This is a genomic window from Citrobacter sp. 506 (assembly GCF_050434985.1).
Lineage (GTDB): Bacteria > Pseudomonadota > Gammaproteobacteria > Enterobacterales > Enterobacteriaceae > Citrobacter > Citrobacter braakii.
Genome location: NZ_JBNDJN010000001.1, coordinates 347,022 through 369,369 on the forward strand (window position 1 = coordinate 347,022; position 22,348 = coordinate 369,369).

20 protein-coding genes and 1 other annotated feature are annotated in these 22,348 nt (G+C 52.6%); of the genes, 10 read left to right on the plus strand and 10 right to left on the minus strand.

Features of this window, described 5'->3' with window-relative positions; genetic code table 11:
- The first annotated feature begins 147 nt into the window (after positions 1-147).
- The gene (locus ABIE10_RS01840) at positions 148-1,620 is read left to right on the plus strand and encodes a GGDEF domain-containing protein (RefSeq protein WP_200079986.1); all 1,473 of its coding nucleotides are present in this window, start codon (positions 148-150) and stop codon (positions 1,618-1,620) included.
- A 32-nt stretch (positions 1,621-1,652) separates the two neighbouring features.
- Here the strand turns inward: ABIE10_RS01840 and trpA are convergent, their stop codons facing one another.
- The 6 genes from trpA to trpL all read right to left on the minus strand — a co-directional run bounded on the left by trpA (position 1,653) and on the right by trpL (position 8,321).
- Entirely contained in the window at positions 1,653-2,459 is an 807-nt protein-coding gene (trpA, locus tag ABIE10_RS01845; RefSeq protein WP_016156657.1) for a tryptophan synthase subunit alpha, read from the minus strand.
- The gene (trpB, locus tag ABIE10_RS01850; RefSeq protein ID WP_003020645.1) at positions 2,459-3,652 is read right to left on the minus strand and encodes a tryptophan synthase subunit beta; all 1,194 of its coding nucleotides are present in this window, start codon (positions 3,650-3,652) and stop codon (positions 2,459-2,461) included. The genes trpA and trpB overlap by 1 nt, the downstream gene beginning before the upstream one ends.
- A 10-nt stretch (positions 3,653-3,662) precedes the next feature.
- Positions 3,663-5,021 (minus strand): bifunctional indole-3-glycerol-phosphate synthase TrpC/phosphoribosylanthranilate isomerase TrpF, encoded by a 1,359-nt coding sequence (gene trpCF / locus ABIE10_RS01855; protein WP_279265801.1) that lies wholly within the window; start codon positions 5,019-5,021, stop codon positions 3,663-3,665.
- 3 nt (positions 5,022-5,024) lie between these two features.
- Complete coding sequence (trpD, locus tag ABIE10_RS01860) at positions 5,025-6,620, minus strand: bifunctional anthranilate synthase glutamate amidotransferase component TrpG/anthranilate phosphoribosyltransferase TrpD (protein WP_123267313.1); 1,596 nt, start codon at positions 6,618-6,620, stop codon at positions 5,025-5,027.
- Positions 6,620-8,182: an anthranilate synthase component 1 gene (locus ABIE10_RS01865; protein ID WP_016156654.1), complete on the minus strand. Its 1,563-nt coding sequence runs from the start codon at positions 8,180-8,182 to the stop codon at positions 6,620-6,622. Before ABIE10_RS01865 ends, trpD begins: the two co-directional genes overlap by 1 nt.
- Positions 8,183-8,205: 23 nt before the next feature.
- Positions 8,206-8,300 (minus strand) — a sequence feature (Trp leader region).
- Positions 8,277-8,321, minus strand: a complete 45-nt coding sequence (gene trpL, locus ABIE10_RS01870) for a trp operon leader peptide (RefSeq protein ID WP_012905981.1) — start codon at positions 8,319-8,321, stop codon at positions 8,277-8,279. (Overlaps the previous feature by 24 nt.)
- A gap of 135 nt (positions 8,322-8,456) precedes the next feature.
- Here trpL and rnm point away from each other — a divergent pair, with 135 nt between their 5' ends.
- The 3 genes from rnm to rluB all read left to right on the plus strand — a co-directional run bounded on the left by rnm (position 8,457) and on the right by rluB (position 10,928).
- Complete coding sequence (gene rnm / locus ABIE10_RS01875) at positions 8,457-9,335, plus strand: RNase RNM (RefSeq protein WP_029139558.1); 879 nt, start codon at positions 8,457-8,459, stop codon at positions 9,333-9,335.
- Positions 9,332-9,952, plus strand: a complete 621-nt coding sequence (locus tag ABIE10_RS01880) for an L-threonylcarbamoyladenylate synthase (RefSeq protein WP_016153256.1) — start codon at positions 9,332-9,334, stop codon at positions 9,950-9,952. Before rnm ends, ABIE10_RS01880 begins: the two co-directional genes overlap by 4 nt.
- A 100-nt stretch (positions 9,953-10,052) precedes the next feature.
- Positions 10,053-10,928: a 23S rRNA pseudouridine(2605) synthase RluB gene (gene rluB, locus ABIE10_RS01885; protein WP_006684306.1), complete on the plus strand. Its 876-nt coding sequence runs from the start codon at positions 10,053-10,055 to the stop codon at positions 10,926-10,928.
- Positions 10,929-11,011: 83 nt separating this feature from the next.
- Here rluB and cobO read toward each other — a convergent pair whose 3' ends face one another.
- Both cobO and ABIE10_RS01895 read right to left on the minus strand, forming a co-directional pair.
- Positions 11,012-11,602 (minus strand): cob(I)yrinic acid a,c-diamide adenosyltransferase, encoded by a 591-nt coding sequence (cobO, locus tag ABIE10_RS01890; protein WP_429154515.1) that lies wholly within the window; start codon positions 11,600-11,602, stop codon positions 11,012-11,014.
- A complete protein-coding gene (locus ABIE10_RS01895) occupies positions 11,599-12,360 on the minus strand; it encodes a YciK family oxidoreductase (protein WP_016156651.1) in 762 nt (253 codons plus the stop codon). The genes cobO and ABIE10_RS01895 overlap by 4 nt, the downstream gene beginning before the upstream one ends.
- 210 nt (positions 12,361-12,570) lie before the next feature.
- On the opposite strand from ABIE10_RS01895, the gene sohB reads away from it, so the two are divergent.
- Positions 12,571-13,617 (plus strand): protease SohB, encoded by a 1,047-nt coding sequence (gene sohB, locus ABIE10_RS01900; protein ID WP_016153253.1) that lies wholly within the window; start codon positions 12,571-12,573, stop codon positions 13,615-13,617.
- 53 nt (positions 13,618-13,670) lie between these two features.
- Here the strand turns inward: sohB and ABIE10_RS01905 are convergent, their stop codons facing one another.
- Complete coding sequence (locus tag ABIE10_RS01905) at positions 13,671-13,922, minus strand: YciN family protein (protein WP_003020616.1); 252 nt, start codon at positions 13,920-13,922, stop codon at positions 13,671-13,673.
- 397 nt (positions 13,923-14,319) lie between these two features.
- Here ABIE10_RS01905 and topA point away from each other — a divergent pair, with 397 nt between their 5' ends.
- The 5 genes from topA to acnA all read left to right on the plus strand — a co-directional run bounded on the left by topA (position 14,320) and on the right by acnA (position 21,671).
- The gene (gene topA, locus ABIE10_RS01910; RefSeq protein WP_016153252.1) at positions 14,320-16,917 is read left to right on the plus strand and encodes a type I DNA topoisomerase; all 2,598 of its coding nucleotides are present in this window, start codon (positions 14,320-14,322) and stop codon (positions 16,915-16,917) included.
- A gap of 208 nt (positions 16,918-17,125) precedes the next feature.
- Positions 17,126-18,100 (plus strand): HTH-type transcriptional regulator CysB, encoded by a 975-nt coding sequence (gene cysB, locus ABIE10_RS01915; protein WP_016153251.1) that lies wholly within the window; start codon positions 17,126-17,128, stop codon positions 18,098-18,100.
- Between the two features lie 314 nt (positions 18,101-18,414).
- Positions 18,415-18,555 carry a YmiA family putative membrane protein gene (locus ABIE10_RS01920; RefSeq protein WP_213238933.1) on the plus strand — a complete coding sequence of 47 codons (141 nt, stop codon included), beginning with the start codon at positions 18,415-18,417 and terminating at the stop codon, positions 18,553-18,555.
- 3 nt (positions 18,556-18,558) lie between these two features.
- On the plus strand, positions 18,559-18,729 hold the full coding sequence (locus ABIE10_RS01925; RefSeq protein WP_016153249.1) for a hypothetical protein: 171 nt from the start codon (positions 18,559-18,561) through the stop codon (positions 18,727-18,729).
- A 266-nt stretch (positions 18,730-18,995) separates the two neighbouring features.
- The gene (gene acnA, locus ABIE10_RS01930; protein ID WP_429154518.1) at positions 18,996-21,671 is read left to right on the plus strand and encodes an aconitate hydratase AcnA; all 2,676 of its coding nucleotides are present in this window, start codon (positions 18,996-18,998) and stop codon (positions 21,669-21,671) included.
- A gap of 50 nt (positions 21,672-21,721) precedes the next feature.
- On the opposite strand, the gene ribA is transcribed toward acnA, so the two are convergent.
- A complete protein-coding gene (gene ribA, locus ABIE10_RS01935; RefSeq protein WP_016153247.1) occupies positions 21,722-22,312 on the minus strand; it encodes a GTP cyclohydrolase II in 591 nt (196 codons plus the stop codon).
- Positions 22,313-22,348: the final 36 nt, after the last annotated feature.

A 22,348-nucleotide genomic window follows, 5' to 3' on the forward strand; every position in this document is an offset into this window, starting at 1 on the left:
AAGTCTGTAACTTTAGCGCACACAACGGCGGGCTTCTAAGGCATCAGCTTAGGGACGGTTAACATTCTCAATCAACATACAGCGCAGTTATGCAACGACAGAAACGGGTAACCGGTTTGGCAATATGTTAACTATCAGGGTGAACTCGTGAAGATTGTGCAGGACAAGCTCAGAAACAGGCAGGCACTGCTGGTATCAGGGCTCATTACGTTGATATTTACGTCGTTGTTTCTGTTTATAATTTATGAGCAGCGGATGGCTGCAGTCAGTGACGGTGTTAACCGCATGCAAGCGCGCATGATGGACATTTTTAACGATAATGAGCTGATCGCCGATGCGATTGGTGAGCGCTATCACCATATTAAATCGGGTGAGCAATGTGGCGATATTTCACAATTTGTTCCCCGCAATGAGATTGAATGGGGAATTAACGCCGACCCAAAGCGTCTGCATTCGTTAACGGGGACAATTATTGCCCAGCAAGCCAGCCACAACGCGCTGTGTATGTATACGGCGGCGGAGTTTATTCGCGGTATGGTTAATGAGCTAAATCCGGGCAGCTTCGATGCACATCGTTATATTATCGCCAAAAATTCAGATTATTTTTACTGGTTTATGGCTTCCGATTCGCGCAACTTCAGTTTCTCAAATTCTGAAATGGCGCGGGATCTCACCAACTTTTTCTATCCGCCGGTCGATTTCTATACCCGACTGTTGCAAAAAAACGTCAAAAACAAAGCCCTTAGTTCAACGAACTTCTATACCGATAAAATTACCGGTGAAAAAGCTTACAGCGTGGTGAGCTATATCTACGATCTGTCTGGCAAAGAGATATCAGACCAAATCGTGGCCTATCTGGTTTATGACCATTCAAAGCCCGAATTGCAGGAAGCGTTGGCTCAAGCATTTGACTACCAGCTCCCACCAGAGCTGAATGTGGAATTGGTAAATTTGACCAACAATGAAAGTCTCTGTTTATCCGGTAAATGTACAGGTCAATCCCGTTTTTTAGTGCGCAATTTTTCGGAGAAATATGCGCTGCACTATTCGCTTTCATTAGGCCGTTTTATGACGCGCGATACCCATGCCGGGATCGTGATCCTGCTGGCGCCGTTCTTTTTCATCATGATTAGTTTCTCGCTAAAATCATGGCTAAACGAAAGCGACCTGAAGGTTTATATAGACACCCTGACCGGTTGCTTTAATCGCCGAATACTCGACATCATCAAGCGCCGAGATTTATCACACTGTTCGGTGGTGCTACTGGACTGCAATAAGTTCAAGTCCGTCAATGATACCTGGGGTCACGCGGCAGGCGATCGTGCGCTGCAAATTATCGCCAACAGGATGTTATCAAACACCCGCACCAGTCACGATATTGTGATTCGTACCGGCGGGGATGAATTTATGATCCTGCTGTTTCGCTCGCAGGCAACTGATGCCATCGCAATCGCTCAACGTATCAGCGGGCAGGTGACCAGCCATGTGTTTGTAGTGGACGGTCATACCGTGCCATTGTCAGTATCGTGGGGGATTGCAGAGGTGAACGGTGAACTGGATGTGGCTATTCAGAATGCAGATAGCGCCATGTATAAAATGAAGCACACGAAAGAAGCGTAAAACCGCCAGAAGTCTCTGGCGGTTGATTTAGCTTACTGCCGTGTGGCGGCTTTCATCGCGCTGACAAAAGCTTTCAGCTCAGCCAGCATCTGTTCCGGTGCCGCAACATTTTTCTCAATGATTTTCACAATTGCCGAGCCGGAAATAGCGCCAGCAGCGCCAGCGTCAATCGCGCCGGTTACCTGTTCAGGCGCAGAGATACCAAACCCCTGTAAAGAAGGTGGAGCATCATATGCTTTCAACTTTTCGACCAGGTGATGCAGCGGTAACGCCGCTCGATTTTCTGCACCGGTCACGCCCGCACGCGAAAGCAAATAGGTATAGCCGCGGCCATGAGAGGCTATCTGGCGCAGCAGTTCTTCATCAGCGTTCGGTGGGCAGATAAAAATTGGCGCAATGTTGTGGCGGAGCGCCGCAGCTCTGAATGGCGCGGACTCCTCAACGGGAACATCGGCTACTAACACGGAATCCACGCCCACTTTTTCACACTGGGCGTAAAACTCGTCAATGCCCTTGCTAAACACCAGGTTGGCATACATCAGCAAGCCAATGGGAATCGTAGGGTGCTTCTGGCGAATCAGCGCCAGCATTTCAAAGCATTGCGACGGTGTGACGCCGGCGGCAAACGCACGCAGGGTGGCTTCCTGAATGGTTGGACCGTCAGCCAGCGGATCGGAGAACGGAATACCGAGCTCAAGGGCATCGGCACCGGCTTCAATCAGCGTATCAATGATTTTCAGTGACTGCTCAACAGACGGATCGCCCAGGGTTACGAAGGGGACAAAAGCGCCTTCTTTGCGGTCCTTCAGCTGTGCAAACAGGTTTTCGTAACGTTCCATCAGATTTCCCCTCGCGCTTTCAGAATATCGTGTACGGTGAAAATGTCTTTGTCGCCGCGACCGGAGAGATTAACCACCAGTAACTGCTCTTTTTCCGGGTTTTCACGCATCATTTTCAATGCGTGTGCCAGGGCATGGGAGGACTCCAGCGCCGGAATAATCCCCTCGTGCAGACACAGCGTTTTGAAGGCCTCAAGCGCTTCGTCGTCGGTGATCGAAACATAATCGGCGCGACCAATGCTGTTCAGATACGCATGCTGCGGCCCGACAGACGGGAAATCCAGCCCCGCGGAAATAGAGTAAGACTCTTCAATCTGTCCTTCTTCGGTCTGCATCATCGGGGACTTCATGCCGAAGTAAATCCCGACACGACCATGCTTCAACGGTGCGCCATGTTCCCCTGATTCAATCCCATGGCCGCCAGGCTCGACGCCAATCAGACCGACGCTGGTTTCATTAATAAAGTCCGCGAACATACCGATGGCGTTAGAACCGCCGCCCACGCAGGCGATAACCGCGTCTGGCAGGCGACCTTCTTTTTCAAGGATCTGCGCTTTAGTTTCCTCGCCGATCATGCGCTGAAATTCACGAACAATGGTCGGGAAAGGATGTGGACCCGCCGCCGTACCGAGCATATAGTGCGCGGTATCGTAGCTGCCAGACCAGTCGCGCAGCGCTTCGTTACAGGCATCTTTCAGGGTTGCAGAACCGCTGTGAACCGGGATAACTTCAGCCCCCATCAGACGCATACGGAAAACGTTTGGCGACTGGCGTTCAACGTCTTTTGCACCCATATAAATACGGCATTTCAGCCCCAGCAGTGCGCTGGCGAGAGCTGATGCAACACCGTGCTGGCCCGCGCCGGTTTCGGCGATGATCTCCGTTTTCCCCATACGCTTCGCCAACAACGCCTGGCCCAACACCTGGTTGGTTTTGTGCGCGCCGCCGTGCAGCAAATCTTCACGTTTGAGATACAGCGTAGTGTTGGTGCCTTGAGTAATGTTCTGGCATTTGGTCAGGGCAGTTGGACGACCAGCATAGTTTTTCAGCAGGTCTGTAAACTGCGCCTGAAATTCAGGATCCTTTTGCGCGCTGACAAAAGCTTCTTCCAGTTGGCGCAGGGCAGGCATCAGAATCTGTGGCACATACATACCGCCAAATTCACCAAAATACGGATTGAGTAATGTTGTCATGTCCTTTTCCTTAATATGCGCGCAGCGTCTGAAAGACCGAAGCCAAAAGACGTGCATCCTTGATGCCCGGCTGTGACTCTACGCCAGAATTGAAATCGAGACCGGCACAGCCGGTTTTTGCCGCGTCAACGCAGTTATCAGCGCCGAGTCCGCCAGCCAGTAAAACGTTATCCAGCGATTGTCCGCCTAAAAGTGACCAGTCGAAGCGTTGACCGCTGCCGCCCTGACCATTGTCGAATACGTATTTATCGACGTGCTGATAATCACGAGCTGGCAACGTTTCGCTGACGCTTAACGCCTTCCAGATTTGCACCTGTTCGGGTAGCGCGTCGCGCAGGGCGTCAACATAGGTCTGGTCTTCGCTACCATGCAATTGCACGGCTGTTAACCCCAGAGCCGCCGCTGTTTCGCGCACGTCGGTGATCTCTGCGTTGCGGAACACCCCGACATATTGCAGCGGTGCGCCGGTCATGACCTCGCGTGCGCGTTCAACGCTGACTGCGCGTGGCGATGTGGACACAAAAATCAACCCGCCGTAAATGGCACCCGCTTCGTATGCCGCGTTTGCATCCTGAGCCCGGGTTAAACCGCAGACTTTATTTTCGCCGAGCAGAACGCGACGCACGGCAGCATGCAGATCATCATGCGACATCAACGCAGAGCCAATCAGAAAACCGTTGGCGAAGTGGCTGAGTTCTCGCACTTGACCATAGGTATTGATACCGGACTCGCTGATGACGGTTACGCCATGACCCAGTCGCGGCGCAAGTTGGCGGGTGCGATTCAGATCAATCGACAGGTCGCGTAAATCACGGTTGTTGATACCGACGACTTTGGCGCCCAGTGCGATAGCTCGCTCCAGCTCTTCATCATTACTGACTTCGGTCAGTACGCCCATTTTCAAACTGTGGGCGACGGCGGCGAGTTGACGATATTGCTCATCATCAAGCACCGACAGCATCAGCAGACAGGCGTCCGCCTGATAGAAGCGCGCCAGGTAAATCTGGTAAGGATCGATAATAAAGTCCTTACACAGAATCGGTTGCGGTGCGATGCGGCTGACGATGGGCAGGAAATCAAAGCTCCCCTGGAAATATTTCTCATCGGTCAGTACGGAAATCGCGGAAGCATATTGTTTATATACGCCCGCAATCTGTGCCGGGTCGAAGTCATCACGGATCACGCCTTTTGACGGAGACGCTTTTTTGCACTCCAGAATAAAGGCGGTGCGTGCACCTTGCAGCGCATCGTAGAAATCACGAGAGCTGGGTTGAACATCATTCTGAAAGCTGGCCAGCGGTTGTTGCTGTTTGCGGGCTTCTACCCAAATCGCCTTGTCTGCGACAATTTTCGCTAAAACGGTTTGCATCATTTACCCTCTTGCTGCCAGTGCAGTGACACGGTCATAGGCCGCGCCGCTGCGTAGTACATTAATCACGGTTTGCGCATTGGCTTTTAAATCTTCTTCACCGTGCAGGCGCATTAACATGGCGACATTCGCGGCAACAGCAGCTTCATGAGCGGCTTCACCTTTACCTTGTAACAAGCGACTAAGAATGTCACGGTTTTCTTCCGGCGTGCCGCCAGCCAGCTGTTCCTGGTGGTAAGGCGTCAGGCCAAAGTCTTCCGCCGTCAGTTGATAGCTCTTGATTTCGCCATCATGCAACTCTGCCACAATGGTCGGTGCATGCAGGGAAACTTCATCCATGCCTCCGCTGTGCACCACGGCTGCCCGCTGATACCCCAACACGCGCAGCGTTTCGGCAATCGGCAGCACCAGTTCCGGACTGTAAACGCCGATCAGCGCCAGCGGCGGATGTGCCGGGTTAATCAACGGGCCGAGGACGTTAAACAGCGTACGGGTTTTCAACTGTTGGCGTACCGGCATAGCATGGCGAAAACCGGTGTGGTATTTCGGCGCAAACAAGAAACACACACCGAGGTCGTCAAGTGCCTGACGGGATTTATCGGCGTTCATATCCAGATTGATGCCAAAAGCCGCTAACAGATCCGAAGAGCCCGACTTGCTGGAGACGCTGCGGTTGCCGTGTTTGGCGACTTTCAGTCCGCAAGCGGCCGCCACAAAGGCGCTGGCGGTGGAAATATTGATACTGTTGCTGCCGTCACCACCGGTACCGACAATATCGGCAAACAGATAATCAGGTCGCGGGAACGGGGCGGCGTTTTCCAGCAACGCGGTTGCCGCACCGGCAATTTCATTCGGGTGCTCGCCGCGAATTTTCATGCTCACCAGCGCCGCAGCCAGTTGTTCCGGCTTCAGTTCACCGCGTACCACGGCGGAGAACAGCTGGTGGCTTTCCTGCTGAGACAGCGTCTGGGCCTGATACAGTTTCTCCAGAATAGGTTGCAGGGTATTGGTCTGTTCGAGTTTCTGTTGCGCCCAGGCCAGCGTTTGCTCCAGCAGACGTGCGCCCTGGGTGGTCAGAATGGATTCTGGATGGAACTGGAAGCCACATACGCGATCGATATCGTGACGTACCGCCATCACCATGCCGTTAAAGTGGGCGTTGATGGTCAATCCGGCCGGAACGTTGCTGCCAACCAGCGAGTGATAGCGCGCCACCGGCAGCGGATTTGCCAGACCGGCGAACATTGCCTGACCGTCGTGTTCAATGCTGGACGCTTTGCCGTGCAGGATTTCCCCCGCCTGTCCCACGTATCCACCATAGGCCTCGACAATGGCCTGATGCCCCAGACAAATGCCGATGATTGGCAGCTTGCCGCGCAGGCGGGTTAACAGCTCCGGCATGCAGCCCGCTTCGCTTGGCGCACCTGGACCTGGGGAGAGCATCAGCACCGGATTTTTCATGGTCGCTAAGCGGTCTATTAATGTCTGGGCCGGAATATGGTTGCGGTAAATCACCACGTTATGACCGTTAGTACGCAGCTGATCTGCCAGGTTATAGGTAAAAGAGTCGATATTATCGAGCAGCAGAATGTCAGCCATTAGAAGGTCTCCTGTGCGTGGTGTGCGGTGGCAATAGCACGCAGAACCGCACGCGCTTTATTACGGGTTTCATCGGCTTCTGACTGCCCAACGGAATCCAGAACAATTCCGGCGCCAGCCTGTACGGTGGCAATACCGTCTTCCACGAGGGCGGAACGAATCACAATACAGGTATCCAGATCGCCATGGGCCGTGAAGTAACCTACTGCACCGCCATAGCTGCCGCGACGACGGCCTTCGGCCTCGGCGATAAGCTGCATGGCGCGAACTTTCGGCGCTCCGCTTAGCGTACCCATGTTCATACAGGCGCGGTAAGCATGCAGCACATCCAGATCGCTACGCAGCTCGCCGACTACGCGGGAAACCAGGTGCATAACGAAGGAATAACGATCCACTTTGGTGAGGTCAGCAACGTAGCGGCTGCCGGGCGTGCAGATGCGCGCCAGGTCGTTACGCGCCAGGTCTACCAGCATCAGGTGCTCGGAAAGCTCTTTATGATCGGTACGCATCTCCAGCTCAATACGGCTGTCGAGATCGCGGTCCAGTGAACCGTCCGCACGACGACCGCGTGGGCGGGTCCCGGCAATCGGATAGATTTCAATCTGTCGGCTGGTGGCATCGTATTTCAGCGAGCTTTCCGGAGAGGCGCCGAACAGTGTGAAATCGTTGTCCTGCATAAAAAACATGTACGGGCTGGGGTTACTTTTCTTCAGCACATAGTAGGCCGCCAGCGGTGACGGGCAGGGCAGCGAGAAACGACGGGATGGAACCACCTGGAAAATTTCGCCAGCGCGAATGGCTTTTTGCATACCACGAACCACGGCGGCAAACTCTTCATCGCTCTGATTGCATTCGCAGCGCATGTGCGGGACTTCAGTGACGGGCAGCGGCGGCGCAGGTTCGGTAAGCTGCTGGCTCAGTTGCGCCAGACGGGCATTAAGACGCTGTTTTTCTGCATCGCTGGGGGTAAAAATGCTGGCCTGAATGCGGGTGCTTTTCTTCTGATGGTCGATGACCATGAGCGTTTCTGCCAGATAGAAGCAGTAGTCAGGGCAACGGTTGCCCGCTTCAAGCTGAGGTAAATCTTCAAAACCGGCAACCAGGTCGTAGGAAAACAGACCGCCGAAGAACATCGCTTCACGTTCTTGCGCAGGAACATTAACCAGCTCCTGCAATAAACGGAAGGCATCAAATACGGAAAGGGAACATAAGCGGGCGTCTTCATCCAGCAGCGGGCTAACGGCAGGGAATCGCAGATGGCGACCATTCGGCTGTTGTTTGTTCTCAACGCCCGCTGGCAGGGCAGCATCCAGCAGCGGCAGCAGCGATGCGCCGTTAGCGGATAATGCCTGAATGGTGACAGTGTCACCGATGGCGGTAATGCGTAATGCACTGTCGACCAGCAGCAAGCTCTTCAGATCGTCTTTGCTGTCGATATCGGCAGATTCCAGCAGCAGCGTTGCCGGACGTGCGCCACACACCTGATGAAACAGCGCCGTCGGATTTTCACGGTAGGCGGCATCGCAGGCAAGCAGCTCGAGTGTCGGTTTTTGTGTTTGCATCGTTATTCTCATTAATTTTGTTCAAAAAAAAGCCCGCTCATTTGGCGGGCCGGGTATCTGGTTGCATATTGCAGACGTAAGACACTGCCCGAAATCAGGAAGTGCGCCACCAACCGTGCAGAACAAATGTTGCTTTCATCTCAGATACCTTCTTCATGCGAACTTGCGTACTAGTTAACTAGTTCAATGGAATAAAGTCAACACCTGATTTCAGTATATTTGTCTAAACCGCTATGATGAGCGTGTTAAGACATTTAGTGAAACGGGAGCCGCATTGAGCGACACGAATTACGCAGTGATTTATGACCTGCACAGTCATACTACAGCCTCCGATGGGCGATTAACGCCAGAAGCCTTAGTACACCGTGCGGTAGAGATGCGAGTCGGTACACTGGCTATCACCGATCATGACACCACGGCGGGTATTGCGGCGGCAAGAGAAGAAATTTCACGTGCGGGTTTAGCGTTAAATTTGATCCCTGGCGTCGAGATATCAACGGTCTGGGAAAACCATGAGATCCATATCGTGGGTTTGAACATTGATATCGCCCATCCAATGATGTGCGAATTTCTGGCGCAGCAAACGGAACGTCGTCAGCAGCGCGCGCGCCTGATTGCTGAACGACTCGACAAAGCGCATATTCCCGGCGCGTGGGAAGGGGCATTACGCCTGGCTGATGGCGGGGCGATCACTCGGGGGCATTTTGCGCGTTTCCTGGTGGAGTGCGGAAAAGCCACAACCATGGCGGATGTCTTTAAAAAATATCTTGCTCGTGGGAAAACCGGTTACGTTCCGCCACAGTGGTGTACAATAGAACAAGCTATTGATGTCATTCATCATTCTGGCGGTAAGGCAGTTCTGGCTCATCCTGGGCGGTACGATCTTAGCGCTAAGTGGCTGAAAAGACTGGTTGCGCATTTTGCTGAACATCACGGCGACGCGATGGAAGTGGCACAGTGCCAGCAGTCTCCCAATGAACGCACCCATCTGGCGACGCTTGCGCGTCAGCATCAACTGTGGGCATCGCAAGGGTCTGATTTTCATCTACCCTGCCCATGGATTGAGCTGGGTCGTAAACTCTGGTTGCCCGCAGGCGTAGAAGGCGTCTGGCAACTTTGGGAACAGCCCGAGACCACAGAGAGGAAAGTATGAGCCAGTTTTTTTATATTCATCCCGAAAACCCACAGCAGCGCCTGATCAATCAGGCCGTTGAAATCGTGCGTAAAGGAGGGGTGATCGTCTATCCAACTGATTCCGGCTATGCGTTGGGTTGCAAAATTGAAGATAAAGGCGCAATGGAGCGCATTTGTCGTATCCGTCACCTGCCGGACGGGCACAACTTTACGCTGATGTGTCGTGACCTGTCCGAACTGTCGACCTATTCGTTTGTCGACAACGTGGCCTTCCGTTTAATTAAAAACAACACGCCGGGCAACTACACGTTCATCCTGAAGGGGACGAAAGAAGTACCACGTCGACTGTTGCAGGAAAAACGTAAGACCATTGGTTTGCGTGTACCCTCGAATCCGATTGCGCTGGCGTTGCTGGAAGCGCTGGGCGAGCCTATGCTCTCTACATCACTGATGCTGCCGGGCAGCGAATTTACCGAGTCAGATCCGGAAGAAATCAAAGATCGTCTGGAGAAAGTGGTGGATTTGATTATCCACGGTGGATATCTCGGCCAGCAGCCAACCACGGTTATCGATTTAACCGATGATTCCCCGGTGGTATTGCGCGAAGGCGTCGGCGACGTTAAACCTTTCTTATAATGGCGCGAACCGCTATACTACGCGGCCTTAAAATGGCGCTGACTGGCGCCGTTGATTCTCCTGTTCGACGCCTGTGAAGGCGACATCTAAAGGAAGCTCTATGAGCGAAAAGTTACAAAAAGTGCTGGCGCGTGCTGGCCACGGTTCTCGCCGTGAAATTGAATCCATAATTGCCGCGGGTCGCGTGAGCGTTGATGGCAAAATTGCCACGCTCGGCGATCGCGTTGAAGTTACGCCGGGTCTGAAAATCCGTATCGACGGTCATCTGATTTCGGTGAAAGAATCTGCGGAGCAAATCTGCCGTGTTCTGGCTTATTACAAGCCAGAAGGTGAACTGTGTACCCGTAACGATCCGGAAGGTCGTCCGACCGTGTTTGATCGTCTGCCAAAACTGCGCGATGCGCGCTGGATTGCCGTGGGACGTCTGGACGTGAATACCTGTGGTTTACTGCTGTTTACCACCGATGGCGAACTGGCGAACCGTCTGATGCACCCAAGCCGCGAAGTTGAACGTGAATATGCGGTGCGTGTGTTTGGTCAGGTTGATGACGCGAAACTGCGCGATCTGAGTCGTGGCGTGCAGCTGGAAGATGGTCCGGCCGCATTTAAAACGATCAAGTTCAGCGGCGGTGAAGGGATCAACCAGTGGTATAACGTCACGTTGACCGAAGGGCGTAACCGTGAAGTCCGTCGCCTGTGGGAAGCCGTGGGCGTGCAGGTAAGTCGTCTTATCCGTGTACGTTACGGTGATATCCCACTGCCGAAGGGCCTGCCGCGTGGCGGCTGGACGGAACTTGACCTCGCGCAGACCAACTATTTGCGTGAACTGGTGGAACTGAAGCCGGAAACTACCTCTAAAGTTGCCGTCGAGAAAGATCGTCGCCGTATGAAGGCAAACCAGATCCGCCGTGCGGTGAAGCGCCACTCTCAGGTTGGCGGCAGCCGTCGTCCGGGCGGTCGCAGCAACAACGGTTAATCATGAGTAGGCCTGATAAGCAGCGCGCCATCAGGCGTTAGCGTGGAGCCGGATGCGGCGTAAGCGCCTTATCCGGCCTACTGTCAGTAATCGATCCCCATCTGGGCTTTTACGCCCGCTTCAAAGGCGTGCTTAACCGGCCGCAGTTCGCTGACCGTATCCGCTAACTCCAGAATATCGCGATGACATCCACGACCGGTGATAATGACCGTTTGATGGGCAGGGCGCGCGTTTAGGGCATTGATGACCTCGTCGAGCGGCAGATAGTCGTATGCAACCATGTAGGTCAGCTCGTCCAGTATCACCATATCCAGCTCAGCGTCGGCCAGCATCCGCTTGCCGTGTTCCCACACTGCCATGCAGGCTGCGGTGTCGGACTCGCGGTTCTGCGTTTCCCAGGTAAATCCTGTCGCCATGACCTGAAACTCAACGCCGTGGGGTTCGAGTAAGTTACGTTCACCGTTTGGCCACATCCCCTTAATAAATTGCACTACGCCGACTTTTTTACCGTGGCCTACTGCGCGCGTGGCGGTACCGAACGCGGCGGTGGTTTTACCCTTACCATTTCCGGTGAACACAATAATAATCCCGCGCTCGTCTATGGCGGCGGCAACACGGGCGTCAACCCGGTCTTTTACGCGCTGCTGGCGCTGCTGATAGCGTTCTTCACTCATTGGGCGATTCCTGGTTTACGGCCCGGCTGGGCATCGAAAGTCATACCGGTTTTACGGCGGCTGTCATCGCCCATCAGCCACAGGTAGAGCGGCATAATATCGGCGGGGGTTTTCAATTTTTGCGGATCTTCCGTCGGGAACGCGCTGGCTCGCATGCCGGTACGCGTTCCACCAGGATTGATACAGTTTACGCGCAGGTGGCGGTTCTGATATTCATCAGCCAGAACCTGCATCATTCCTTCGGTAGCAAATTTGGAGGTGGCGTATGCCCCCCAGTTGGCGCGCCCCTGGCGACCGACGCTGGAGGAGGTAAAGACCAGCGATCCGGCATCGGATTTGAGCAACAACGGCAGCAATGCCTGAGTCAGCATAAAGGTGGCGTTCACGTTTACCTGCATCACGTCCTGCCATACCTGCGGGTTTTGCTCGCTCATCGGGCAAATGTCACCGAGCAATCCGGCATTATGCAATACGCCATCCAGACGCGGGAAATGCGCGGCAATGCGCTGTGCGAGCTGGTGGCATTCGTCAGACGTACAGGTGAGCAGATCCAGCGTGAACCAGTGTGGTTGCGTACCTTTTTCTTCGGCGATGGAGCGGGCAACCTGACGCAACTTTTCTTCGTTACGCCCTAACAGAATCACGGTCGCGCCGTAACGCGCGTAGGTCTGTGCGGCTTCACGCCCGATACCATCGCTGGCACCGGTGACCAGAATAATGCGGTCCTGTAGAAGATCTTGTTTCGGTTGATAATGCACGGCTACTCCTCGGCGACGTCCTGGTCATCTCGTTCGCGATAACTTTTGGGCTTTATGCCTTAAACCCTGTTCTTTTTCAATCAGCCAAAGGCAATAACACCGCAAAATGAACGCGTTGTCATGCTTTTTACTGAATGGATGAAGCAAGACGGGTTAACAAGGCTGTTGTACACTGAGCGAAAGTAGCGTTGTTTAACCAAGGTGGGTCACGTGGAATTGTTGTCTGAATATGGGTTGTTTTTGGCAAAAATTGTCACTGTCGTGGTGGCTATTGCGGTGGTAGTTATGCTGATCGTAAACGCGACACAACGCAAACGTCAGCGTGGGGAATTGCGGGTTATTAATCTCAGCGATCAATATAAAGAGATGAAAGAAGACCTGTCGCTGGCCTTATTGGATGGGCATCAGCAAAAATTCTGGCATAAGGCGCAGAAAAAGAAACACAAGCTTGAGGCGAAGGCCGCTAAGGCAAAAGCGAAACTGGGAGACAGTACGTCATCTGATAAACCACGGGTATGGGTACTTGATTTTAAAGGCAGTATGGATGCCCATGAGGTCAGCGCATTACGCGAAGAGGTGACGGCAGTGCTGGCGGTCGTTAAACCCCAGGATCAGGTCGTGGTTCGTCTGGAAAGTCCGGGCGGCGTAGTACACGGCTATGGCCTGGCCGCGTCCCAGTTACAACGTCTGCGCGATAAGCAGATCCCGCTGACCGTTACGGTAGATAAAGTCGCTGCGAGCGGCGGATATATGATGGCTTGCGTGGCGGATAAAATTGTCTCGGCGCCGTTTGCTATTGTCGGCTCTATTGGCGTTGTGGCACAGATCCCGAACTTTCACCGCTTCCTGAAAGGGAAAGATATTGATATCGAACTGCACACCGCCGGACAGTACAAGCGTACGCTGACCTTACTTGGTGAAAACACGGAAGAAGGGCGGCAGAAATTCCGCGAAGACCTGAACGAAACCCATCATCTGTTTAAAGATTTTGTACAGCGCATGCGTCCGGCTCTGGACATTGAGCAGGTTGCCACGGGTGAACACTGGTTTGGTCAACAGGCGCTGGCCAACGGGCTGGTGGATGAGATCAATACCAGTGATGAGGTGATCCTCGGACTGATGGACGGTCGTGACGTATTGAACGTACGTTATCTGCAGCGTAAAAAACTGATGGACCGTTTTACCGGCAGTGCCGCCGAGAGCGCCGATCGTTTACTGATGCGTTGGTGGCAGCGGGGGCAAAAACCGCTGATGTAAAATTGTAATTGCCGGATGAGGCGCAGCCGTCATCCGGCAAATCATTTCTCGTGTTAATCGATCAAGTGATACTTTTCAGAAAGTACGTGCGCCAGATGTTTAAACATATTAAACACCGCCGTACTTTTTGGCGTCGGTAGCCCTTGCTCGTCTAAAAAGTAATCTCCGCTGAAAACCAGCACGCCATTTCGCTGCGTTACGCCGGTGGCGACAATCCCCGCCAGCGTGTCCTCATGCTCACGAATGATTTTGTTGGCTTCAATCAGCAGTGTTTCGCGATCGATGGGTTGAGTGTCTTTATGCATTATTTACTCCTTAAACAAGGACATTAGTCTACGCCGAGCCCGGCTTATGGGCAAATATTCCCTGACTTAAATGAAGGTCTTACGACAGTGTTGCAAGTGGCGAGATTTGTTTTTGCATGCTAATAAAGTTGCGTAACGCATTTTATCAGGTACAGTGTGACGCTTTCGTCAATCTGGCAACAGATTTGCTTGACATTCGACCAATACTCCGTCGTGCTATAGCGTTTGTGAGCGAAAAAGCCTGTTAACTCAGTTACATGAGAGTTACATTACAAGCGCGAATCAGTTTAAGGGTTGATATCCGCCGACGCAGAGACCATATCGATGTCTCGTCGCCAGTGGAAGGTGAATCAACGTGCGACGCATTCTGGAAGAATCAAATTAGGTAAAGGTGAATATGGGTAAAGCTCTTGTCATCGTTGAGTCCCCGGCAAAAGCCAAAACGATCAACAAGTATCTGGGTAATGACTACGTGGTGAAATCCAGCGTCGGTCATATCCGTGATTTGCCGACCAGTGGCTCAGCAACTAAAAAGAGCGCCGACTCAACCTCCACCAAAACGGCTAAAAAGCCCAAAAAGGATGAACGTGGCGCTCTCGTCAATCGTATGGGTGTTGACCCGTGGCACAACTGGGATGCGCGCTATGAAGTGCTGCCCGGTAAAGAAAAAGTTGTTTCTGAACTGAAGCAACTGGCTGAAAAAGCCGACCACATCTATCTCGCAACCGACCTTGACCGCGAAGGGGAAGCCATTGCGTGGCACCTGCGGGAAGTGATCGGTGGCGACGACACCCGCTACAGTCGCGTGGTGTTTAACGAAATTACCAAAAACGCTATTCGTCAGGCGTTTGAAAAACCGGGCGAACTGAACATCGACCGCGTCAATGCGCAACAGGCGCGCCGCTTTATGGACCGTGTTGTGGGCTATATGGTGTCGCCGCTGCTGTGGAAAAAAATTGCGCGAGGCCTGTCAGCAGGCCGCGTACAGTCGGTTGCCGTGCGTCTGGTGGTTGAGCGTGAACGCGAAATCAAAGCATTCGTTCCTGAAGAGTTCTGGGAAATTGATGCTAACACGACCACGCCAGGCGGTGACGCGTTACCGCTTGAGGTGACGCATCAGAATGATAAACCGTTCCGTCCGGTCAACCGGGAACAAACGCTTGCCGCCGTTAGCCTGTTGGAAAAAGCGCGCTACAGCGTTCTGGAACGCGAAGATAAGCCGACCAGCAGCAAGCCGGGTGCGCCGTTCATCACCTCCACGCTACAGCAGGCCGCCAGCACGCGTCTGGGCTTCGGCGTGAAGAAAACCATGATGATGGCGCAGCGCTTGTATGAAGCGGGCTACATCACTTATATGCGTACTGACTCAACCAACCTGAGCCAGGATGCGGTGAACATGGTTCGCGATTACATCAGCGATAATTTCGGCAAAAAGTATCTGCCGGAGAGCGCGAACCAGTACGCCAGCAAAGAGAACTCGCAGGAAGCGCACGAAGCTATCCGTCCTTCCGATGTCGCCGTTCAGGCGGAATCGCTGAAAGATATGGAAGCCGATGCGCAAAAACTGTATCAGCTGATCTGGCGTCAGTTTGTTGCCTGTCAGATGACGCCTGCTAAATATGATTCCACCACGCTGACGGTGGGTGCGGGTGATTTCCGTCTGAAGGCGCGTGGTCGTATTCTGCGCTTCGATGGCTGGACGAAAGTGATGCCTGCGCTGCGTAAGGGCGATGAAGACCGCATTTTACCAGCGGTGGATAAAGGCGATACGTTGACGCTCATCGAACTGACACCTGCGCAACACTTTACCAAACCGCCTGCGCGCTTCAGTGAAGCTTCGCTGGTTAAAGAGCTTGAAAAACGTGGTATTGGTCGTCCATCCACGTATGCGTCGATCATTTCTACGATTCAGGATCGCGGTTATGTTCGCGTTGAGAACCGTCGCTTCTACGCTGAAAAAATGGGTGAAATCGTCACCGATCGTCTGGAAGAAAACTTCCGCGAACTGATGAACTACGACTTTACCGCGCAGATGGAAGACAGTCTCGACCAGGTGGCAAATCACGAAGCCGAATGGAAGGGCGTACTCGACAACTTCTTCACTGATTTTACTCAGCAACTGGATAAAGCCGAGAAAGATCCTGAAGAGGGCGGTATGCGTCCGAACCAGATGGTGCTGACCAGCATTGATTGCCCAACCTGCGGACGCAAGATGGGTATTCGTACCGCCAGCACCGGCGTTTTCCTGGGTTGTTCTGGCTATGCGCTTTCCCCGAAAGAGCGTTGCAAAACCACCATTAACCTGGTGCCGGAAAATGAAGTGCTGAACGTGCTGGAAGGCGACGATGCGGAAACCAACGCTTTGCGCGCCAAACGTCGCTGCCAGAAGTGCGGCACGGCGATGGACAGCTACCTTATCGATCCTAAGCGCAAGCTGCATGTATGCGGTAATAACCCTACCTGTGATGGCTATGAGATCGAAGAAGGCGAATTCCGCATCAAGGGTTATGACGGTCCTATCGTTGAGTGCGAGAAATGTGGCTCTGAAATGCACCTGAAAATGGGACGTTTCGGCAAGTACATGGCGTGTACCAACGACGAGTGCAAAAATACCCGTAAGATCCTGCGTAACGGTGAAGTTGCTCCACCGAAAGAGGATCCGGTTCCGTTGCCAGAACTGCCGTGTGAAAAATCTGATGCGTATTTCGTGTTACGTGATGGTGCTGCAGGTATCTTCCTGGCGGCAAATACGTTCCCGAAATCACGTGAGACACGTGCGCCGCTGGTTGAAGAGTTGTACCGCTTCCGCGATCGTCTGCCGGAAAAACTGCGCTATCTGGCAGATGCGCCGCAGACTGACCCGGACGGCAACAAGTCCATGGTTCGTTTCAGCCGTAAAACCAAGCAGCAATACGTTGCTGCGGAGAAAGACGGTAAGGCGACCGGCTGGTCCGCGTTCTTCGTTGACGGTAAATGGGTAGAAGGGAAGAAATAACAGCATTCCGGCTGAATTTCTCCTCAAAGGGTCGCGTAAGCGGCCCTTTTTGTTTCTGGCGTATTATTTTTTGTCATCCCTATACAGCTCACATAGAAATGATATAGTGGTTATAGTTAACACACTTTTTATTATTAAATCGTATTAGCAGCGCCAACGAGCCTGCTCTGAAACGATGATTTGATGGCGCAAATCGGGATGGCTTAACATGAAATTACAGCAGCTTCGCTACATTGTTGAGGTGGTGAACCACAACCTTAATGTCTCCTCAACGGCGGAAGGGCTTTATACCTCGCAGCCAGGTATCAGTAAGCAAGTTCGTATGCTGGAAGATGAACTTGGCATCCAGATTTTTGCCCGTAGCGGTAAGCACCTGACCCAGGTTACGCCAGCGGGGCAGGAAGTCATTCGAATCGCGCGAGAAGTTTTGTCGAAGGTGGACGCCATTAAGTCCGTTGCTGGCGAACATACCTGGCCGGACAAAGGCTCACTGTATATCGCCACCACGCACACTCAGGCGCGTTACGCTTTGCCGAACGTCATTAAAGGCTTTATTGAGCGTTATCCTCGCGTCTCATTGCATATGCACCAGGGGTCGCCGACGCAAATCGCCGAAGCCGTCTCGAAAGGGAATGCAGATTTTGCTATCGCGACCGAAGCCCTGCACCTGTATGACGATCTGGTGATGCTGCCTTGCTACCACTGGAACCGTTCGATTGTCGTTACGCCGGACCATCCGTTGGCGGGCAAATCCGCCGTATCCATTGAAGAACTGGCGCAGTACCCGCTGGTGACCTACACGTTCGGATTTACCGGACGTTCGGAACTGGACACCGCGTTCAACCGTGCGGGTCTGGAGCCGCGTATAGTTTTTACCGCGACCGATGCCGATGTCATTAAGACCTATGTACGCCTGGGCCTCGGCGTGGGGGTAATTGCCAGTATGGCGGTTGATCCTGTCTCCGACCCTGACCTGGTGCGCGTTGATGCCCATGATATCTTCAGCCATAGCACCACCAAGATTGGTTTTCGTCGCAGCACTTTTTTACGCAGTTACATGTATGATTTTATTCAACGTTTCGCGCCGCATCTGACGCGTGATGTGGTGGATACGGCGGTGGCGCTACGTTCCAACGACGATATTGAAGCCATGTTTAAAGATATTAAATTGCCCGAGAAATAATAACGGCTGTTACCTCGTCGGTATCCTCAAACATAAAGCGATACCGACGGCAGAGTCTGAATCTATTCAATATTTTTCCTCTATATATTAACCATATATTGTTTATGGTAAACACTTGCTAAAGTAGTTTCAAATTAGTAAGGTCGCCAAAAATCCCTCTCAAATATTTATAACCGATCAAATAATTAATTTATTTATCAGGTCGAGTATGAAAATTAACTGGCTTTTTTTGACCTTTTTTATTAGGATTCCTCCTATCTGATGATTAATTGTACCGATTGTTTGGTGCTTAAATGATAAGTGATTTCGATAGTATGAGGTTAGCGATGCCTTCAGGAAACCAGCCAGCACGCCGGGATCCCGTCATGAAACGTAAAGCCTGGTTCGCTGTGTTTCTTGGCTCTGCCGTGTTCTGGATTATTGTCGCGCTCGTGGCCTGGAATGTGTGGGGGTAGGTCATGTCCACACTGGAACAACGCTCCACCGTGATGCCATCTCCGGATGACCATGAACAAGAGAGTCAACGCAGCGCAGAGAATAAGCCGAATATTCCAGCGACCTGGAAACTCTCTCCTGAACAACGGGCGTTTATCGATCTGTTTGCGGATGATGATGAACAGAAACAATAATTGATACGAATTTTATAATTATTATTAGTTCGTTGTCTTGTACTGCAAATATTTTATTCCGGGCAATCGTGATGACCCGTGCTTATCACCGTATTAACCTTGACCGCTTAAACCTTTCTCCTCGCCAGATACTTCAGTTCCCCCTTTGTAGCTCTTCACTTTTATCAATTTGAGTTGTTATCAAAGCGTTACATTTTGTTTGTGTTATCTTTAATACTAACCCTGAGGAAAACCAGGGGATCCAACCCTGTCATTAAGGAGGAGCTATGTCGTCGACCCTACGAGAAGCCAGTAAGGACACATTGCAGGTTAAAGATAAAACCTACCGTTACTACAGTCTGCCGCTGGCCGCTAAATCACTGGGTGATATCACCCGTTTACCGAAATCGCTAAAAGTTTTGCTGGAAAACCTGCTTCGCTGGCAGGACGGTAATTCCGTTACCGAAGATGATATTCATGCGCTTGCGCATTGGCTGAAGACCGCCCATGCCGATCGAGAAATTGCCTATCGACCTGCTCGTGTTCTGATGCAGGATTTTACCGGCGTACCGGCGGTGGTCGATCTCGCCGCCATGCGCGAAGCGGTAAAACGTCTGGGTGGGGATACGGCAAAAGTGAATCCGCTTTCGCCAGTGGATCTTGTCATTGACCACTCGGTAACGGTGGATCGTTTCGGTGATGATGATGCTTTCGAAGAAAACGTGCGCCTGGAAATGGAACGTAACCATGAACGTTATGTGTTCCTGAAATGGGGACAGCAGGCATTTAGTCGCTTCAGCGTTGTACCGCCGGGTACGGGGATTTGCCACCAGGTTAACCTTGAATATCTTGGCAAAGCTGTCTGGAGCGAGTTACAGGACGGTGAGTGGGTGGCTTATCCCGATACACTGGTCGGTACCGATTCCCATACCACGATGATTAATGGTCTCGGTGTGCTGGGCTGGGGCGTTGGAGGCATTGAAGCTGAAGCGGCAATGCTGGGTCAACCGGTCTCAATGCTGATCCCGGATGTTGTGGGCTTTAAACTGGTGGGTAAACTGCGGGAAGGTATCACTGCCACCGACCTGGTTCTGACCGTCACCCAGATGCTGCGTAAGCACGGTGTCGTCGGTAAATTCGTTGAATTCTACGGTGATGGGCTGGACACCTTACCTCTGGCCGATCGAGCAACCATTGCGAACATGGCACCGGAATACGGTGCAACCTGCGGTTTCTTCCCGATCGATGACATTACCCTTGAGTATATGCGTCTGAGCGGGCGCAGTGAGGAACAGGTTGAGTTGGTCAATGCCTATGCCAAAGCGCAGGGAATGTGGCGTAACCCAGGGGATGAACCTGTGTTTACCAGTTCGTTGGAGCTGGATATGGGCAGCGTGGAGGCAAGCCTTGCTGGACCGAAGCGTCCGCAGGATCGGGTGGCGCTGGCTGATGTGCCGAAAGCCTTTTCGGCGAGTAATGAACTCGAGGTGAATAGCTCGCTGAAAGACCGTCAGCCAGTGGACTATACCATGAGCGGTCAGCAGTATAAGCTGCCGGACGGCGCGGTGGTGATAGCCGCTATCACCTCTTGTACGAACACCTCAAACCCAAGCGTATTGATGGCGGCGGGGCTGCTGGCGAAAAAAGCCGTAACGCTTGGTTTGAAACGCCAGCCATGGGTGAAAGCCTCGTTGGCGCCAGGATCGAAGGTGGTTTCCGATTATCTGGCAAAGGCTGGGTTCACTCCGTACCTTGATGAGCTGGGATTTAATCTTGTGGGTTATGGCTGTACCACCTGTATTGGCAACTCTGGCCCCTTACCCGATCCTATCGAAACAGCCATCAAAAAAGGCGATCTTACAGTTGGGGCAGTGCTTTCTGGAAACCGTAACTTTGAAGGTCGTATCCATCCGCTCGTGAAGACCAACTGGCTGGCGTCTCCGCCGCTGGTGGTGGCCTACGCGCTGGCGGGGAATATGAACATCAACCTGACGAAAGATCCGTTAGGCCATGACAGAAAAGGCGATCCTGTTTATCTGAAAGATATTTGGCCGACAGCCAAGGAAATTGCCCGCGCCGTTGAGCAGGTCTCTACCGCCATGTTCCATAAAGAGTATGCTGAAGTCTTTGAAGGCACGCCAGAATGGAAAGCAATCCAGGTTGATCGCGCTGATACCTATGGCTGGCAGTCTGACTCGACCTATATCCGTTTGTCACCGTTCTTCGATGGTATGCAGGCTACGCCGGATCCGGTTCAGGACATTCACGGTGCGCGTATTCTGGCGATGCTCGGAGATTCTGTTACCACCGACCATATTTCTCCTGCCGGCAGTATTAAGCCAGACAGCCCGGCGGGGCGTTATCTGCAAAGCCATGGCGTTGAGCGTAAAGATTTTAACTCTTACGGTTCACGACGCGGGAATCATGAAGTGATGATGCGTGGTACCTTTGCCAATATTCGTATTCGCAATGAGATGGTACCTGGCGTGGAAGGTGGCATGACGCGTCATTTGCCGGGAACCGAAGTGGTGGCTATTTATGATGCGGCCATGCAATACCAGCAGGAGAACGTGCCTCTGGCGGTGATTGCCGGGAAAGAATATGGATCCGGATCCAGCCGCGACTGGGCGGCGAAAGGCCCACGTTTGCTGGGGGTACGCGTGGTTATCGCAGAGTCTTTTGAGCGAATTCACCGTTCTAACCTGATTGGCATGGGCATTTTACCGCTGGAATTCCCGCAGGGCGTCACGCGTAAAACGCTGGGATTATCCGGTGAGGAGGCGATCGATATTACGGACCTACAAAATATTAAACCGGGGGCGACAGTTCCGGTGAGTATGGTCCGCGCAGATGGGCGTAAAGAGGTGATTCTATGCCGCTGTCGCATTGATACCGCGACGGAGCTAACGTATTACCAAAACGACGGCATTCTGCACTACGTGATTCGTAATATGTTGAATTAAAATTAAAAAAAGCCTGCGAGAGCAGGCTTTTTGATAGGCGGTGACAACGATTATTTGCCCAGCAAATGTCCCATCTTGGCGGCTTTGGTGTCCAGATAATGTTCATTTTTTGGATTACGGCCCACGATCAGCGGCACGCGTTCAACAATATTGATTCCCGCTTCGGTCAGGATTTCTACTTTCTTCGGGTTATTGGTCAGCAAACGTACCGCATCCACGCCCAGCAGCTTGAACATATCGGCACACAGCGTGAAATCGCGCTCGTCTGCCGCAAATCCCAACTGATGATTCGCTTCAACGGTATCATAACCCTGGTCCTGCAACGCGTAAGCGCGGATTTTGTTGAGCAGGCCAATGTTGCGTCCTTCCTGACGGTGATAAAGCAGAATACCACGCCCTTCTTCAGCAATGTGGGTGAGGGCCGCTTCAAGCTGGAAACCGCAATCGCAACGCAGGCTAAACAGCGCATCGCCAGTCAGACATTCGGAGTGGACGCGTGCCAGGACAGGTGTTTGGCCTGTGATATCGCCAAAAACCAGTGCGACATGATCGTGTCCGGTTGCCAGTTCTTCAAATCCCACCATCAGGAAATCACCCCAGGGGGTTGGCAGTTTGGCTTCTGCCACACGTTTAAGCTGCATGTAATTCTCCAGATTATGCTGGCACTCGTCGTGCCT

Coding starts and splice junctions, on each gene's coding strand:
- cysB (WP_016153251.1), top strand. CDS start 17,126: ATGAAATTACAGCAGCTTCGCTACATTGTTGAGGTGGTGAACCACAAC.
- ABIE10_RS01920 (WP_213238933.1), top strand. CDS start 18,415: ATGAGGTTAGCGATGCCTTCAGGAAACCAGCCAGCACGCCGGGATCCC.
- trpCF (WP_279265801.1), bottom strand. CDS start 5,021: ATGCAAACCGTTTTAGCGAAAATTGTCGCAGACAAGGCGATTTGGGTA.
- ribA (WP_016153247.1), bottom strand. CDS start 22,312: ATGCAGCTTAAACGTGTGGCAGAAGCCAAACTGCCAACCCCCTGGGGT.
- ABIE10_RS01880 (WP_016153256.1), top strand. CDS start 9,332: ATGAGCCAGTTTTTTTATATTCATCCCGAAAACCCACAGCAGCGCCTG.
- ABIE10_RS01905 (WP_003020616.1), bottom strand. CDS start 13,922: ATGCATAAAGACACTCAACCCATCGATCGCGAAACACTGCTGATTGAA.
- trpA (WP_016156657.1), bottom strand. CDS start 2,459: ATGGAACGTTACGAAAACCTGTTTGCACAGCTGAAGGACCGCAAAGAA.
- acnA (WP_429154518.1), top strand. CDS start 18,996: ATGTCGTCGACCCTACGAGAAGCCAGTAAGGACACATTGCAGGTTAAA.
- trpD (WP_123267313.1), bottom strand. CDS start 6,620: ATGGCTGACATTCTGCTGCTCGATAATATCGACTCTTTTACCTATAAC.
- trpB (WP_003020645.1), bottom strand. CDS start 3,652: ATGACAACATTACTCAATCCGTATTTTGGTGAATTTGGCGGTATGTAT.
- ABIE10_RS01925 (WP_016153249.1), top strand. CDS start 18,559: ATGTCCACACTGGAACAACGCTCCACCGTGATGCCATCTCCGGATGAC.
- cobO (WP_429154515.1), bottom strand. CDS start 11,602: ATGAGTGAAGAACGCTATCAGCAGCGCCAGCAGCGCGTAAAAGACCGG.
- ABIE10_RS01865 (WP_016156654.1), bottom strand. CDS start 8,182: ATGCAAACACAAAAACCGACACTCGAGCTGCTTGCCTGCGATGCCGCC.
- rluB (WP_006684306.1), top strand. CDS start 10,053: ATGAGCGAAAAGTTACAAAAAGTGCTGGCGCGTGCTGGCCACGGTTCT.
- topA (WP_016153252.1), top strand. CDS start 14,320: ATGGGTAAAGCTCTTGTCATCGTTGAGTCCCCGGCAAAAGCCAAAACG.